Origin of the sequence: Tautonia sp. JC769, assembly GCF_040717455.1 — a bacterium.
GTDB lineage: Bacteria > Planctomycetota > Planctomycetia > Isosphaerales > Isosphaeraceae > Tautonia.
Genome location: NZ_JBFEFH010000018.1, coordinates 95,797 through 110,660, shown reverse-complemented (window position 1 = coordinate 110,660; position 14,864 = coordinate 95,797). Strand labels below are relative to the sequence as shown.

General features: G+C 72.0%; 10 protein-coding genes. 1 reads left to right on the top strand and 9 read right to left on the bottom strand.

Annotated features, from left to right (window positions below):
* Positions 1-25: 25 nt before the first annotated feature.
* The 9 genes from AB1L88_RS17730 to AB1L88_RS17690 form a co-directional block, all read right to left on the bottom strand.
* Entirely contained in the window at positions 26-1,012 is a 987-nt protein-coding gene (locus AB1L88_RS17730; RefSeq protein WP_367098016.1) for an alpha/beta hydrolase-fold protein, read from the bottom strand.
* Positions 1,013-1,186: 174 nt separating this feature from the next.
* The gene (locus AB1L88_RS17725; protein ID WP_367098015.1) at positions 1,187-2,218 is read right to left on the bottom strand and encodes a DUF1559 domain-containing protein; all 1,032 of its coding nucleotides are present in this window, start codon (positions 2,216-2,218) and stop codon (positions 1,187-1,189) included.
* Positions 2,219-2,392: 174 nt separating this feature from the next.
* Positions 2,393-3,568: a prenyltransferase/squalene oxidase repeat-containing protein gene (locus AB1L88_RS17720; protein ID WP_367098014.1), complete on the bottom strand. Its 1,176-nt coding sequence runs from the start codon at positions 3,566-3,568 to the stop codon at positions 2,393-2,395.
* Positions 3,569-3,637: 69 nt separating this feature from the next.
* Positions 3,638-6,448, bottom strand: a complete 2,811-nt coding sequence (locus AB1L88_RS17715; RefSeq protein ID WP_367098013.1) for an ABC transporter permease — start codon at positions 6,446-6,448, stop codon at positions 3,638-3,640.
* Between the two features lie 5 nt (positions 6,449-6,453).
* Positions 6,454-7,251, bottom strand: a complete 798-nt coding sequence (locus AB1L88_RS17710; RefSeq protein WP_367098012.1) for an ABC transporter ATP-binding protein — start codon at positions 7,249-7,251, stop codon at positions 6,454-6,456.
* Positions 7,252-7,816: 565 nt separating this feature from the next.
* Positions 7,817-9,223, bottom strand: a complete 1,407-nt coding sequence (locus AB1L88_RS17705) for a sigma-54 dependent transcriptional regulator (protein WP_367098011.1) — start codon at positions 9,221-9,223, stop codon at positions 7,817-7,819.
* Positions 9,220-10,602 (bottom strand): HAMP domain-containing sensor histidine kinase, encoded by a 1,383-nt coding sequence (locus AB1L88_RS17700; protein ID WP_367098010.1) that lies wholly within the window; start codon positions 10,600-10,602, stop codon positions 9,220-9,222. Before AB1L88_RS17700 ends, AB1L88_RS17705 begins: the two co-directional genes overlap by 4 nt.
* 358 nt (positions 10,603-10,960) lie before the next feature.
* Positions 10,961-11,275 carry a hypothetical protein gene (locus tag AB1L88_RS17695; protein ID WP_367098009.1) on the bottom strand — a complete coding sequence of 105 codons (315 nt, stop codon included), beginning with the start codon at positions 11,273-11,275 and terminating at the stop codon, positions 10,961-10,963.
* Positions 11,276-11,602, bottom strand: a complete 327-nt coding sequence (locus AB1L88_RS17690; protein ID WP_367098008.1) for a hypothetical protein — start codon at positions 11,600-11,602, stop codon at positions 11,276-11,278.
* A 228-nt stretch (positions 11,603-11,830) separates the two neighbouring features.
* Here AB1L88_RS17690 and AB1L88_RS17685 point away from each other — a divergent pair, with 228 nt between their 5' ends.
* Positions 11,831-14,455, top strand: coding sequence for an NPCBM/NEW2 domain-containing protein (locus AB1L88_RS17685; RefSeq protein ID WP_367098007.1), 2,625 nt, complete (start codon positions 11,831-11,833; stop codon positions 14,453-14,455).
* Positions 14,456-14,864 lie beyond the last annotated feature (409 nt).

Below are 14,864 nucleotides of genomic sequence, written 5' to 3'. Positions count from 1 at the left end.
GACGGTCTGCGGGGCACCCCGGCGATCACTCCCCGCCGATCGCGAGGCGGGCGGCGCGGCCGGCCGCCGGGAGGAGGACGGACCCGTGCGTCTCCCCGTCGAATTCGAGGAACGTCACGCCCAGGCCCTCGACCCGGGGGGCCGCCAGCCGCGCCGCGAGCTCCTCCGGGGTCCCCGCCGACCGGCGACGCGCCTGGGTCCCCGCCCCCTCCCCGGAGAGCCCCGGCCCCGACGCCTGCTCCAGCTCCCCGACGGTGACCATCAGGCGGGCCTCGACCCGCTCGCCGGCGTGTTCCTTCGCGAAGGCGTCCGCCTCGGCCAGGATGCGGCCGTCGTCCCACCAGACCGACGGGCTGGAGGCGATGTAAGCCTGGAACGAGCCCGGCTTGCGGAACAGGGCGTGCAGGACGAACAGGCCCCCGAACGAATGGCCGAAGAGCGCCTGCCGGCCGCGATCGATCCTGTACCTCCGCTCGATCACCGGCTTGAGCTCGCCTTCGATGAATTCGAGGAACTGGTCATCCCCTCCGGAGGGATAGCGGGGGAACCCCTCCGGGGGCGGGCCCGACGCGAGCGGGGTGAGGTCGAAGGCCCGGCGATCGAGCTGGACCGCCCGGTCGTCGCTCGGGTAGCCGATGCCGACGACCACGGCCCCGAGCCCCTCCCGCGATTGCCGACGGGCCGCGGCCAGGAGCACCGGGAAATCGCCGTTGCCGTCCGTCAGGTAGATGACCGGCGAGCCCGGCCCGGGGACTTCCCCCGTCGGCCCGGCGACGAAGATGCGGTACTCCAGCCCGGACTCCGACCGGAGGTCGAACTGCTCGGTCCCCGGGATCGTCACCGGGGGCCCCAGGGGCCCGACGACGTCGGCATCCGACGCGGGAGGGACGCCGACCGGCCCCGGGGGCCCGGCCGATTCTTGCGGCTCCGGCGCCCGGGCAAGCGTGACCGCGGCCGCGAGCGCGAGGGTCGTCGAAATCGCCATGGGGACGCAAAAGGACGGAATGTGCATGAATGTTTCTCGGGGTCGATCCGGCGAGGCGAACCCCGGCGTCCGCCGGCGACCGCCGGCATCCGGGGTCGGGCATGCCCCGGCGCCGGGCGATTCGCCCGATCGGGGCGGCTCGGCATCGCGGGCTCGGCGGCGGGGCGGGCACTCGCGTGCCGGTGTCGGGGCCGCGGTCGCTCACTCGTTGCTGATCGTGGCGACCTCGCCCCCCTGGCGGGTCCAGGACGCGTGCCAGACCCTCCGGTCGACCGTGTCCTTGACGAACCGGACGCTGCCGTCGGCCAGGCAGGCATTCACCCCGCCGCTGTGCCAGCTCCGCGCGGCGGTGATCTTCGAGGAACCCCGGATCAGGTCCGGGACCTTCATGTTCGGGGTGAGCCGGCCGTTGAGCAGCGGACCGGTCGGGATGCTGCCGCGGAGCCAGTTGTGCTGCCGGGTGCCGTCCCAACCGGTGACGAGGGAGCTGATCGCGGCGAACCCGCCCGACTCCGCACGCTCCGCATCCGCCTGGGTCACCGAGGAGGTCGAGGCCCGGTACAGGCGGAAGTCCGGCGGCCCCGACGTCGAGGGCGGCGAGCCGCCGGGGCCGATGATCGACTCGGTGAAGACCAGCGTGTTGCTCGTCCCGTCGCGGAGGGAGGCGAAGCGGATCCTCGCGTCGACCCAGCAGAGCCCGTCGTTCGGCGTCCCGATGCCGGGGTGGAAGGCGCCGTCCAGGCCGCTCCCCGAATTCATCGCGTAGTTGCTCCCGGAGATCGGCATGACGGCGCCCGAGGGCATGGCCAGGTCGTGGACCGGCTCGCCCGAATCGCTCGGGCACAGGAACGTCTCCACGGGCACCCCGGCGACGGTCAGCAGCGCCGCCGGGATGTCGTTCAACGCCGGGTGGCCCATGTAGATCTCGAAGTTGAGCGCATCCTGGAGGTTGCCCTGCTCGATGAACGGGAGCAGCCGGGCCAGCGGCGAATAGTCGCTCGGGTAGCTGTTCGGCATCGAGAAGCCGTTGTTGGGGAACGTGTCGAACGACGACGCGTAGTTGTGCAGCGCCAGGCCGAGCTGCTTCAGGTTGTTGGTGCACTGCGCGCGTCGGGCCGCCTCTCGAGCGGCCTGGACGGCGGGCAACAGCAACGCGATCAGCACGCCGATGATCGCGATGACCACCAGCAACTCGATGAGCGTGAACGCCGGGCGGGGGGATCGGGGCTTCATGGGGATCTTCAGGCAAGGGATGGGGGGCCTCGCGGCAGGACCAGGCCGAGAGGGAGGCGGGAGGCAAGAGGAACTGAGACTCAGTTTCAGTGTTGTGCGGCGATGGTAGGCGATCCCCGGGCCCTCTGTCAACGGCCGGGTCCGGGGATCGCCCGATTGGTTCCGGGCGTCGGCTCAACGGGCGGCCAGCGCCATCAGTGCGTACGAGGTGACGATGTTCGGGTCGCCCTCCATGTAGCGGTCGTCGGCGTTGACCCAGGCGCCGCTCTCCTGCTGTCGGGGGCCCAGGGCATCGACCAGCTCGGCCTTCCAGTCGTGCACCGTGCCCCCGGCGTCGGTGAAGGTGGCCTCGCCTCGGGCGGCCATGGCCCGGGCGAACATCAGGTAGTAGTAATACAGGCCGCGCTGGCCCGAGCCGGGGTTCTCCTCCAGGGTGTAGTTGCGGGCGATGTAGTCGAGGGCGGCCTTCACGCGGATATCGTCCTCCTCGAGGCCGGCGTAGATCATGCTCTTGAACCCCGCGTAGGTCATCCCGGCGGCCGACCGGATGCCGCCGCCCAGCGCCTCGCGGTCGGCGGCGGCCTCGGCTCGGGCGCGGGCGGCCTCCCCCTCGCGGCCTCGGCCGGCGCGGCCGGGGGGCGGGGCGACGGCCCCGGCGGTGTAGATGAAGCCGCCGTCGTTGACCTTGTCGGCGTAGGGCTGGTCGTTGAACTCGCTGTCGAGGTTCTGGCAGCGCGAGACGAAGATCAGCGCCTTCCGCAACGCCGGGTCGTCGGGCGGCAGGCCGCTGTCGTGCAACGCCTCCATCATGAACGAGGTGTTCGACAGGTCGGGGCGGCTGTCGCCGCCGCCGTAGCCGAGGCCCCCGTAATACGGATCGTCCGGAGACTTGCCCTCGCCCTCGTCGTACTGCGAGCCCTTGAGGAAGGCCTGGCAGCCCTCGACCACCGCGTCGTACCGGCCCGCCCTGTTGGCCTCGTGGAAGGCCATCAGGGCGACCGAGGTCGAATAGACCGAATGCGGCGCCCCGGCGAGCCCGCCCTCCGGGTCGACGTACCGCTCGAGATAGGCCAACCCTCGGGCGATCATCGGGTCGTCGACGACGACCCTGCCGGAGCGCAGCAGGGCCGTGACGGCCAGCGCCGAGATCCCCGGCTCGTTGCGGTCGCCCGACCAGCTGCCGTCCTCCCCCTGCCGCTGGCGGAGGAAGGCCACCCCCTTGTTGATCAAGGCGGCGGGGTCGGCGTCCCGTCGGCCCAGCGCCGCGGCGGGCCGGGCGTGGAAGGCGGCCAGGCCGGCCGCACCGAGTCCGAGTCCGAGTCCGAGGAAGGTCCGTCGTGTCGCGTTCATCGTCTGGGTCATCCTGTCGAGGGGAAAGGGACGTGAGGGAAGTCGGAGACGCGATCGGCCGAGGCGGGGTCATGCCGCGCCCCGGCCGGCCTTGAGGAGCGCGAGCGGCTCGGACCGCCCGGCGGCGATCGCCGGCCAGGCCGCCGCCAGCAGGCAGAGCCCCAGCGTGGTCGCCAGGCCCAGGGCGATCCTCGCCCAGGGGAGGACCAGCGGCGTGCTCATCCCGCCGAATCGGTGGATGGAGGGGGCCATCCCGGTGCCGCACCAGCCGGCCATCACGCCGAAGGCCAGGCCCAGCGCGCCGACGACCAGGCCGATCAGGATCGACTCGGCGAGGATCAGGCGGATCAGGCCGCCCCGGGTCGTCCCCGTCGCCCGGAGGACGCCCAGCTCCCAACGCCGGGCCCGGACCGAGGAGACGATCGTGTTGACCACCGCCAGCGACGTGATCAGCAGGGTGACGAGCGGCAGTTGGCTCATCCCCCAGATCATGTCGTCGGCCCGGTCGGAGATGCCGGCCCGCACCGCCCCGGCGGCGGTGAGACGGGCGTAGGGGCGCCGGCTGGTCACCTCGCCGACGCCGGCGACATGGAAGGTCGTCTCGCCGTGCTGCTCGGCGATCCGCTGCATCTCGGCCTCGACCTGCTCGGGAGAGGCCGAGCCGTCCGCCTCAAGCCAGAAGAAATTGACCCGGTCGACCCGGAAGTCGCGGCGGACGTCGGCGATCGGGGCGAAGACGAGGGCGGCGGTGCGGGTCGACCGGCGGCGGAGGCCGGTCATCTTGGTCATCCAGTGCCAGCCGGGCAGCGAGACGGCGCCGACGATCTCGTAGCCGACGACCGCGCCGGGCGGCCCCCCGGGCGGGACCAGTTCGAGGGTGTCCCCCGGCGCCATGCCGGTCGAGTCGAGGAAGTGGTCGGGGACCAGGCAGGCCCCGCCGGCTTCCAGCTTCGTCAGGGCCGAGGCGCGATCGCCGTCGGTGAACTCGGCGGCGATCATCGGGTCGTCGCCGCCGAAGGCGAGGGCCGGGTCGAGGCCGATCAGCACGACGTTGTCCTGCGCCAGGATCGAGTTGCCCGGCCCCTCGACCCGATCGACCAGGCCGGGCTGCTCCACGGCCATCGGCAGGCAGCGCCCGGGGGTCACGCCGTCGGCCTGCCCGACGCGGCCGACCTGCTCATCCGGCAGGCCCGAGGGCTCGAACCCGACGAGCAGCTCGGGCACCCAGTCGCCCGGGGTGTACGGGACGAGCATCGAGTAGCCCCACGTCTGGGTGGCGACGTAGAGGCCCAGGCCGACGGTCAGCGCGACCGTCGTGCCGAGCGTCCGCCAGAGGTTCGCCGAGAGGATCGAGGCCAGCAGCCTCGGCGGCAGCCCGAGCAGCCGGGCCACCGCAGGGCCGGCCGCCCCCTCGACGAGCACGATGGCCGCCGGCGCCAGCAGGACGAAGCCCAGCACCATGCCGGGGTAGCCGACCAGGGCGTAGGCCCAGGCCCGGGCCGAGTCGCCCATCGGCAGGACATGGGTGAGCACCGGGTTGATCGCCAGCAGGGCCAGGCCCGCCAGGCCCGCGGGGACGCCCCATCGCGACGGAGGCACGGCCCGCGGCGGCGTCATCGCGTCCAGCGGCATGACGCGAGCCGCCCGCCAGGCCGGGAGCACGGCCGCCGCCAGGGCGCCGCCGACGGCCGCCGCGGCCGTCAGACCGACGCACCAGGGGCCGAGGGCCGCCCCGTCGGGGAACAGGCCGGGCGTGGCCCGGGAGACGACGGCCAGCAGGCCCCGCCCGGCCGCCAGGCCGCCCGCCCAGCCGAGCACCGCCAGCGCGAGCCCCTCGAGCACGACCATCCCGGCCACCTGGCCCCGAGTCATCCCCACGGCCCGGAGGACGGCCAGCTCCCGGCCCCGCTCGCTCACGCCCATGCTCAGGGTCGTGAAGATGATGAACAGGGCCGCCATCAGGGCGATCCCGGTGGCCGAGTACGCCAGGGCCCGGCTGCCCGACCGCGACAGCCCCGCGGCCATCCGCCCCCGGATCGCCCCGAGGTCGGCGACGGCGGCCGGGACTCCCAGGCCCGAGAGCCTCCCGGACAAGGCCTCGCCATACGACGCCGGGTCGATGCCACCCTCCAGCGCGAGGTTGATCCGGGTAATCTTCGCGGGGTGCCCGTCGATCTCCTCGGCCATCGCCAGCGGGACGAACAGGCCGGACTGGGCGTCGGCCCCGCCGCCCGGGCCGGCGCCGCCGGATCGGGGCTGCTCGACGACCCCGACGAGCGTGACCGTCCACTCGCCGACCTCGGAGACGACCGAGACCTCGTCGCCCGCGCCGACGCCCAGCCCCTCGGCGAAATCGGCACTCAGGACCCCCTCGGCGCGCCCACCGGCGGCCGGGTCGATCCAACGGCCCGCGACCATCTCGTACGGCGGCTCGGCGGCGTCGGTGCCGATCAGCGGGGGATCGAGGGGCGGCATGCCGTGGACCGGGGGCCGGTCGTCCCGGAAGAGCCTGGCCATGGGCCCCGCGCCCGCGTCCGGCCCCGGCGCCGCCCGTCCGACCGAGACGCGCGACCGGGTCGTCAGGTTCGCCTCGGCGACCCGATCGTCCTCCTTGAGCGCCGCGACCAGGTCGGGTGGCAGCCCGACGGCGGCGGGCCCGCCGGGACGGCGACCGCCCCCGGGCCCGCCGCCGTCGGCCGAGACCACCAGGTCGAACCGCCCGAGGGCCTCGGCCGCCTCCTCGTCGATCGATCGGGCGATCAGGGCGTCGTACCCGCTCACGACCCAGACCACGATGCAAGAGGAGGCGATCACGGCCAGGGCCGTCAATGCCGTCCGGGCGGGCCGGAGCGCGATGTTCGCCAGGAGGAGCCTGAGCATCGGCCTCACGACGCCACCCCCTCGGCCGCCGCCGAGACGCTGACGATGTCCTGATAATGCGCCGCCAGCGCGTGGGAGTCGCGGAACCCGGAGGTGGCGAACTCGGAGAGGATGCGGCCGTCTTTGACCACCGCGACCCGGCCCGCCCAGGCGGCCACGGTCGGCTCGTGCGTCACGACGACGATCGTGCGGCGCTGCTCGTTGCAGAGCTCCTGCAGGAGGCGGCAGATCTCCTGGCCGGTGGCCGAGTCGAGGCTCCCGGTCGGCTCGTCGGCCAGGACCACGGCCGGGTCGGCGATCAGGGCCCGGGCGATCGCCACGCGCTGCTGCTCCCCCCCGCTCAGGGCGTCGGGCCGGTGGCGGCGACGCCCGGCGATGCCGAGGCGGGCCAGGAGCGATTCCAGCCGATCGGCGACCTCGGAATCGTCCCGGCCGTCGGCGACGACGGGCAGGGTGATGTTCTCCTCGGCCGTCAGGGCGGGGATCAGGTTGAACGCCTGGAAGACGAGGCCGATGTTCCTCCTGCGGAAGAGGGTCAATGCGCGGTCGGAGAGGGCCGAGAGGTCGGTCCCCCGGATGGTCACGCTCCCTTCGTCCGGCGGGGCGAGGCCGGCCATCAGGTGCAGCAGGGTGCTCTTGCCCGAGCCGCTGGCCCCCATCACCGCCAGGAATTCACCCGGCCCGACCGCCAGCGAGGCCCCCTTCAGGGCCTCGACCGTCGATGTCCCCTGGCGAAATCGCTTGGTCAGGCCCTCCGCGACCAGGGGCAAGGCCGACCTTTCCGTCTCTGTCGCTTCGCTCACGGATGCTCCTTCTCTCGGGACCGGACCCGGACCCCCGGGCCCGGGAGGCCGCCGCCGGGGCGGGGACCGGCCGCCCGACGGCGTCGGGGCCCCATCGGGGCGCCAGGACATGCCGGCGCATGGGACGAGGCCTGCTCTGCGGGAGGCGTCCGACCTTTGCACACGGCGGGCCGTCGGGGCGGTCGGCGTCGAGCACCCGCCCTCACGACGTCGATCTCGATCCGGCCCGACGAGCCACGGTCGGCCGGAGTCCGGCGGTCGGCCGGACGACGACCAGCCGAAGATTCGGCACAACCCCAGATGACGTCGAGGCTTCCACGGCCGAGGGGCCGCCCGCCCGTCGCCGCTGACGCGGGTCGGCCTCAGTCCATCCCGACTCTCAGCGGATCGGGGGCCCGCCCCGCCCTCCGACGCCCCTCGCCGGTATCCCGCGGACATTTCGACGCCGGGAGCGGCGGAAATTTCGTCGCCCCCCGGCCGCCCCTGGCCGGTACGACTCCCCCGCCATGACCGACCCGGCCAGCCCGGCCCGCCGGGGGGCTACGCGCCCGAACGTCATCCCGGCCTACGACACGTCATACTTGTTGAGCTTCTGGCGGAGCGTCGCCCGGTGGATACCGAGTACCTGGGCGGCCCGGGCCCGGTTGCCCCGGCACGCCCCCAGGACGGCCCGGAGCACGGGGGGCTCGGCCAGCTCCAGGAGCCGCTCGTAGAGGGCCGACTCGCCCGGCTCGTCGAGGAGCCGGGCCGCCTGCTGGCCGGCCCATTCGGCGAGCAGCGGCTCGATCGCTCCCGCCGCCGGGGTCGACGCCCGCCCCGGGCCGCCGGAAGGCGACGGGAGGTGCTCCGGCCGGATCGGCTGGCCCCGCGAGACGATCGCCGCGTGCTCGACCGCGTTGCGCAGCTCGCGGATGTTCCCGGCCCAGGGGCGCGAGCGCAGCTCGTCCAGGGCCTCCCCGGTGAAGCGGAGATCGGCGGCGCCCGAGACCCGGGACATCCCGAGGAAATGCCCGGCCAGGGACGGGATGTCCCCCCGACGCTCGCGGAGCGGCGGCAGGTGCAGGTGGAAGACGCTCAGGCGGAAGAACAGGTCCTCGCGGAACCGGCCGGCCGCCATGAGCTCGCCGAGCGGGCGGTTCGTCGCGGCGATCACCCGGAGGTCCGTCGACCGGGGCCGAGCGTCGCCGACGGGCGTCACCTCGCGATGCTCGATCGCCCGCAGCAGCTTCACCTGGAGGTCCATCGGCACGTCGCCGATCTCGTCCAGCAGGACCGTCCCGCCCGAGCCCAGTTCCAGCAGCCCCTTGCGGTCGTGGTCGGCGCCGGTGAACGACCCCTTCAGGTGGCCGAACAGCTCCCGCTCCACCAGGCCCGGGCTCAGCGCCGCCAGGCAGATCGGGAGGAAGGGGCCGGCCCGCCGGGGGCTGTGCCGGTGGATGGCCCGCGCGACCAGCTCCTTGCCCGTCCCGCTCTCCCCCGTGATCAGGACCGGCACCTCCGTCGGGGCGACCAGGGCGATGCTCCTGAAGAGATCCTGCATCGCGGGCGACGTGCCGATGAGCGCCTCGGCGTCGCCGGGGGCCTCCGCCCCGGCGGGCCTCCCGTCGGCCCGAGGCAACTCCAGGGCCCGCCGGACGACGTCCGCGGCCCGGTCCAGGTCGAACGGCTTGACCAGGTACTCGAAGGCCCCGCCCTCCATCGACCGGACGGCGGTGTCGAGGTCGCCGAACGCGGTGATGATCACGACCGGCACCGGGCCGATGCGCCTCCGGAACTCCGCGAGGGCCTCCAGGCCGTCGATCCCGGGCAGGCGGACGTCGAGCACGACGGCATCGGGCGGTCCGTCCTCGGCGAGCCTGAGGCCCTCCTCGGCCGATGCGGCGACGTCGACGCGGTGCCCCTCGTCGGCGAGGAACTCGCGGAACGCGAAGCAGATGCTCGCCTCGTCGTCGACGATCAGGATCCGGCTCATGCGTCATCCCTCGCGGAGTCCCCGTATCGGGGCAGTGCCAGTCTGAAGCGGGTCTCGCGGCCGACCCGGCCCCAGGAGAGTGTACCCTGGTAACGCTCGGCGACGTGGCGGGCCAGCGCGAGCCCGAGGCCGACCCCCTCCGGCTTGCTCGTCGCGAAGGGCTCGAAGAGGGACCCCGCGAGGTCCGGCGGCGGCCCCGGCCCGGTGTCGGAGACCTCGATGACCGCCATCCCGTCGCGCCGGCCCGCCTCCAACCGCACCATCCCGCCTCGGCCGGCGGCCTCGATCGCATTCAGGGCCAGGTTCAGGGCGGCGGCCCGGAGCGACGACTCCTCGGCCAGCACCCCGAGCGGCCCCCCATCGACCCGGACCTCGACGGCCACCTTCGCGTGTTCGCCCGCGGGGCCGACGAGCAGCGCGACCTCGCCGAGCAACCTCCCGAGGTCGCACGCCGAGGGCGGGCGGTCCTCGACCCGGCCGAGCGAGAGGAGCCCCTTGACCTGCTCCTCGGTCATGGCGAGCTGCTTCAGGGCGACGTCGAGGCTGCGGTCGTCCGCCGGGCCGGCGCAGCGCCTCGCGTGGAGCTGGACGCTCATCCGGGCCCCGGTCAGCGCGTTCCGCAACTGGTGGGCGAGGCCCGCCCCGAGCTGGGCCATCAGGCGGGCCCGCTCGGACTGCCGGATGGCCCGCCTCATGTCCGACAACTGGAGGCACATCGCGTCGATCGAGCGCTCAAGGTCGCCGACCTCGTCCTGCGCCTCGCCCGGGTCGAGCCGCTCGAAGTCGCCCTCGGCGATGAGGGCGACCCGACGCTCGACGCCCCGGATCCGGCCGCTGATGCGGTGGGCGATCCAACCCGAGACCGCCACCATCAGCGCCAGGGCCCCGCCCCCGAGCAGCAGCGGCGGCGTCGCGGCCTCCCACCTGGCCTGCCTCCAGCTCGTCTCGGGATAGAGGACCAGCAGCGACTCGGCCCTCGGCTGCCCCGAGGCCGGGAGCGCCACCGCGAAGTAGCGGATGCCCCCCAGGAGCGCCGTCGGCGAGGCGCCGAGCGAGTCGAGCCGGGCCGTCCGGGCGATCTCGTGCAGCGGCGGGGGCGCCCCGTCGAGGGCCGAGAGGCTCGTCGCCGCGGCCCGGCCATCGGCCGAATAGGCGACGAACTCCGCCCCGGAGAGGCCCTTCATCCGGGCGAGGACGCCCTCGGTATAGGGGAAGTTCGCCCGCCCGAGGGCCCCGACGACGCCTTCCAGGCGGTCGATGATCTGGCGCTCGCTCCGCCCCGCCGCGAGGGCCGCGGTGGCCAGCGTCGTTGCGCACGTCGCCGCGGCCTGGATGACGACGAGCGGGATCAGTATCTGACTCTGTATGGACTGACGCAACCGAGGACCCTCGACGTGCGCTGGGGCCGGGCCGAACGTCCCGCCGCTCGCATCTCGGGCGCCGCCGCCCGAACCGATCGAGACCCCGCCGCCGGCCCTCGGGCGGCGGCCGGGGACTCGGCCCGTCGAATTGTCCGGTCGACCGTCAAGGCCCTCCCCTGGCGCCGAGGGGGGATCGCTCGCGACCTGGCTGCCGGCCCCTCCGGACGCCCCGCATGACCATGCCGTCGACAGCATCGGGGGAGCGGCTGCGGCCACCGCCCCGATCGTCGATCGCCCGGAGCCCTCCAGAGTGAGACTGAGACCCCATCTCAATGATTGCCCGTCCCGAGGGCCAGATGCAAGGTGCTGGAGCGGTTCACTCTTGAGCGTAGCGGTATCCACGATGACCGCACCAGCCGCGGCCGTCGTCGGGCGTGACCGATCGCAGGGCCTCGCCCATCGCATCGATCGGGGTGGCCACGGTCCGCGCCGCGGCGGATCGCAGGAACTCCTTGAGCTTGCCGGACATCCCCTCGATCGGGTTGTGGTCCGGGCTGTAGGCCGGCAGGAGGCGCACCTCGGCCCCGAACTGCACCGATCGGCCGCTCGACCTCGGCCCCCTCGTGGGCCCCACGTCGTCCATCACCTCGATGTCGCCGGGCCGCAGGGCGGGCGCCAGGCACCGCTCCACCTACGCCTCGAACGGCGCCCCGTCGGTGGCCCCGTCGAAGGCCAGGCGGCCGGCGACGCCGTCGAGCCGCACCGCGGCGGTCAGCGTCACCGGCCTCCCGATGGCCCTGCGGCACCGCCGCGTCGACGCGTTCGCCCCGCGGGGCGCGGCCATCGCGGCGGGCCATCGCCGTCGCCGCGCCGGTCTCGTCAAGGAACACCTGCCCCGAGGGGTCGACGGCCGCGGCGAACTGGCACGGAACCGCTCGGCGATCTCGGGGCGGGTCTCATCGCCCTCGTCGCGGGCGGCGATGACCCGCTCCCGCAGGTCCATCGAGTACGCAGTCATCCTCCGCGCCCTCCTCGGCCCGAGGTTCGCAACGATGGCCGCTACGTTTCAGAGTGAACCGCTCTCGTGATCCGGTGGATCCGGCATCAGTTCTGGCAAAGTGCGATCGGAACGGCACCCGGAATTGACAACTGGTGGGGCGTGATCTATCGATCTGGCGACATGCCTACATCGAATCACCGACAACCCGCCAGAGGAGCGCACACCGTGGACCTCGAGCCCTGCTCCATGACCCCCAAATCGTCTGTGCTTCCGAAGTCGAGGCCCGCCCGCAAGCTCAGGCCCAACATCGATTGCCTTGATGCAAAAATCCTGACATGTGGCGACCTCGCGCATGCCGATCCGTCTCCCCCCGCCGAGCTGTATGTCAGTAGCCTTCCCTTTATCTCGGCGACCAATGCCAGTGGGTCGGTCAAGCGGGACACGGCCGTCGACGGCAGTCCGATCACGCTCGATGGCAGCGAATACGCGAAGGGGCTCGGCGTGGCCGCCCCATCGCGGATCGAGTTGGGGCTCGACGGCCGCTTCAGTCGCTTCACCACCGACATGGGCGTCGACGACGCGGTCGGTAACCGCGGCTCGGTGACCTTCGAGATCTGGGCCGACGACGAAAAGCTCTTCGACTCCGGAACGATGACGGGCGGGTCGACGACGAAGTCAATCAGCGTCGATGTCACGGGCAAGCATCTCCTGGAGATGATCGTTACCGACGCGGGCGATGGCCGCTTCAAAGACTCCGCCGCCTGGGCCGGTGCCCGCCTGTCGGAAGCGAGCACCCTACGCGTATCGAGTCAACAGACGGACCCGCAGGCTCACTGCGAGGGAGAGGGCCTCGGAGGGGAACACGGCCATTGTCATCCAGTCGACCACGCCTCACATCGCCTGGCGGTTAGCGACGGTGCCTGGTCCGACCCGAAGACCTGGCGCGATGGTGCCGTCCCGGGGGACACGGACGACGTCACCATCCCGCAGGGCGTGACCGTCACCTACGATTCCGTCGCGTGCCACGCGATTAAGCGTCTGGTCGTGGAAGGGAAGCTGCAATTCGCCACCGACCAAACGACCAGGCTCATCGTGGATACGCTGACCGTCGCCCGGACCGGGACCCTCGAGATCGGCACGGAGGACAATCCGGTCGCGTCGGATGTCTCGGCGACGATCGCCTTCGCGAACTACGGCCCGATCGACCCGGGACTCGACCCGATGTTCATCGGCCGCGGCCTTGTTTCGCACGGCACGGTCAAGGTCCACGGCGCGACCACGACCCCGTACCTGAGCCTCGGGGCGCCCGCCTTCCGGGGAGACACGATGCTCGCCCTGTCAAGCGTCCCCGAGAACTGGAAAGCCGGCGATCGGTTGGTCATCGCCGGCAACCAGTTCGGCCAGGAGGAGGAGCGGACCATCCGGGAGATCAAGGGGGGGCTCGTCTATATCGATCCCCTCCGATACGACCACCTGCCGGGCAGTGAGGCGACCCCCATCCAGGTGGCCAACATGACCCGGAACGTCATTTTCACCTCTGAGAGCGGCGAGATCGACAGCCGCGGGCACATCATGTTTATGGGCCGCAGCCCTGTGAGCGTGGGCTACGCCTCGTTCGATACGCTCGGCAGGACTGACAAGCGGATCGACGTGACGGACCCCACCCTCGATTCGAGCGGGAGCCTGGTGCCCGGCACGGGGGATAACCCCAGGGGACGCTACGCAGTCCACTTCCATCACTATGCCCACGACCCGATGGCCGAGCCCGGTCGCCTGTTCGGCAACGCCTTGGCTCACAGCCCCGGCTGGGGGTATGTCAACCACAGCAGTCACGTCGTGATGGAAGATAACTTCGCGTACAACGTGACGGGCGCGGCGTTCGTCACGGAGGACGGTGACGAGATCGGGGCGTTCCGACGCAATCTCGCGATCAAGTCGATCGGGGGCCCTCCGGGCACTGACGGCGGTGCCCGGGAGAAATCCCGGGTGGGCATCCACGACTTCGGCCATGCGGGCCACGGGTTCTGGTTTCAGGGGACGAACGTCGAGGTCACGGACAATTTCGCCTCCGGCCAGCGGTTCGCCGGCTTTTCCTTCGGCGTCCGGTCGGGTCGTCCGACCCTGAGTATCCCGGCCGATCGGCTGCAAGACCCTTACCTTGCCAGCGCGTACGGCAGTGGCATGATCCCGGCACCACACATCCCGATCACCCAGTTTCGGAACAACACGGCCTCCGCCTCCAACACGGGCTTATGGGTGCTCGACGTGATGGGCAGGGCGGGGGAAGTCCGGCATAACGCCCGGAACATGATCGAAGGCTTCACGGCCTGGAACGTCGCCGTCGGCATGGACCTCTCCTATACCCGGAACCTCACGCTCCGGGATATCCGACTGGTGAATACCGTCCCCGTCAAGCGATGGGGCGGGAGCGTCGGACTGAAGGTCGACGTCAAGGTCGCCACGCCCGTCTACGCGGAAAACGTCGAGATTCGCGGCTTCTCGAACGGCATCCTGAGCGACACACAGCCCGTCCACGTGGCCGGGAAGCGGACGCTGGAGAACGAAGTCAATATCGACGATCCGTCTCGCCTCGTATTGATCGACAGGCTCGAGCCCCGTGGGACGACCGGGCTGACACTCACCCCGACCGTGCCGCTGGCCATCTCCCGGCCCTCCAATACCTTCACGTTCAGGGGCAACGTCGCCGACAGCCTCGGTGAGTACCCGATCTCGGTCGAGTTCCGCAACGGTCCCCTGCGAGTCTTCGAGACGCGGCCCGATGGCCGGTACTTCTCCGCGGCGTACAGCTTCTACGATCGCCTGACCGGCGCCCGCAAGTTCGTCGTGCTTGACATCAAGATCACCGGCTGACCGTTCCCCGCCGGCCGCTCGGGGCAGATTCCCCTCACTGCACAGGAGTCACCTCCGAATGATTTGAGAATTAGGACGTGAGCAACCGTTTAATTCAATTCAAAGAACCTCAGGCGGCGGGTCATCGCCGCCTGAGGCCGTGTCGAGGAGACGCGGGAACGGATCGCCCGCCGCATCTGCGTCAGTCTCCCCTGGGTCTACAACCTGATCCGTCGCCGCCGCGACGCCGGTACGATCGCCCCGAGCCCCATGGCGGGTGCCGGCCCTCGGCCTTCGACGCCGAGGCCGCCGGGCGGTCACCGACGGCACCGACGCGACGCTCGAGTTCTCCGCGAGGCCGTGGGCGTCGACTGCGGCGTCTCGGCGGTGCATCGTGCCGTCGATCGGCTCGGCTTGCCTCGCAAAAAAA

Excerpts from the sequence above, each read along its gene's own strand:
- AB1L88_RS17730 (WP_367098016.1), bottom strand. The coding sequence starts at position 1,012 with ATGCACATTCCGTCCTTTTGCGTCCCCATGGCGATTTCGACGACCCTC.
- AB1L88_RS17685 (WP_367098007.1), top strand. The coding sequence starts at position 11,831 with ATGACCCCCAAATCGTCTGTGCTTCCGAAGTCGAGGCCCGCCCGCAAG.
- AB1L88_RS17705 (WP_367098011.1), bottom strand. The coding sequence starts at position 9,223 with ATGAGCCGGATCCTGATCGTCGACGACGAGGCGAGCATCTGCTTCGCG.
- AB1L88_RS17725 (WP_367098015.1), bottom strand. The coding sequence starts at position 2,218 with ATGAAGCCCCGATCCCCCCGCCCGGCGTTCACGCTCATCGAGTTGCTG.
- AB1L88_RS17720 (WP_367098014.1), bottom strand. The coding sequence starts at position 3,568 with ATGAACGCGACACGACGGACCTTCCTCGGACTCGGACTCGGACTCGGT.
- AB1L88_RS17690 (WP_367098008.1), bottom strand. The coding sequence starts at position 11,602 with ATGACTGCGTACTCGATGGACCTGCGGGAGCGGGTCATCGCCGCCCGC.
- AB1L88_RS17715 (WP_367098013.1), bottom strand. The coding sequence starts at position 6,448 with ATGCTCAGGCTCCTCCTGGCGAACATCGCGCTCCGGCCCGCCCGGACG.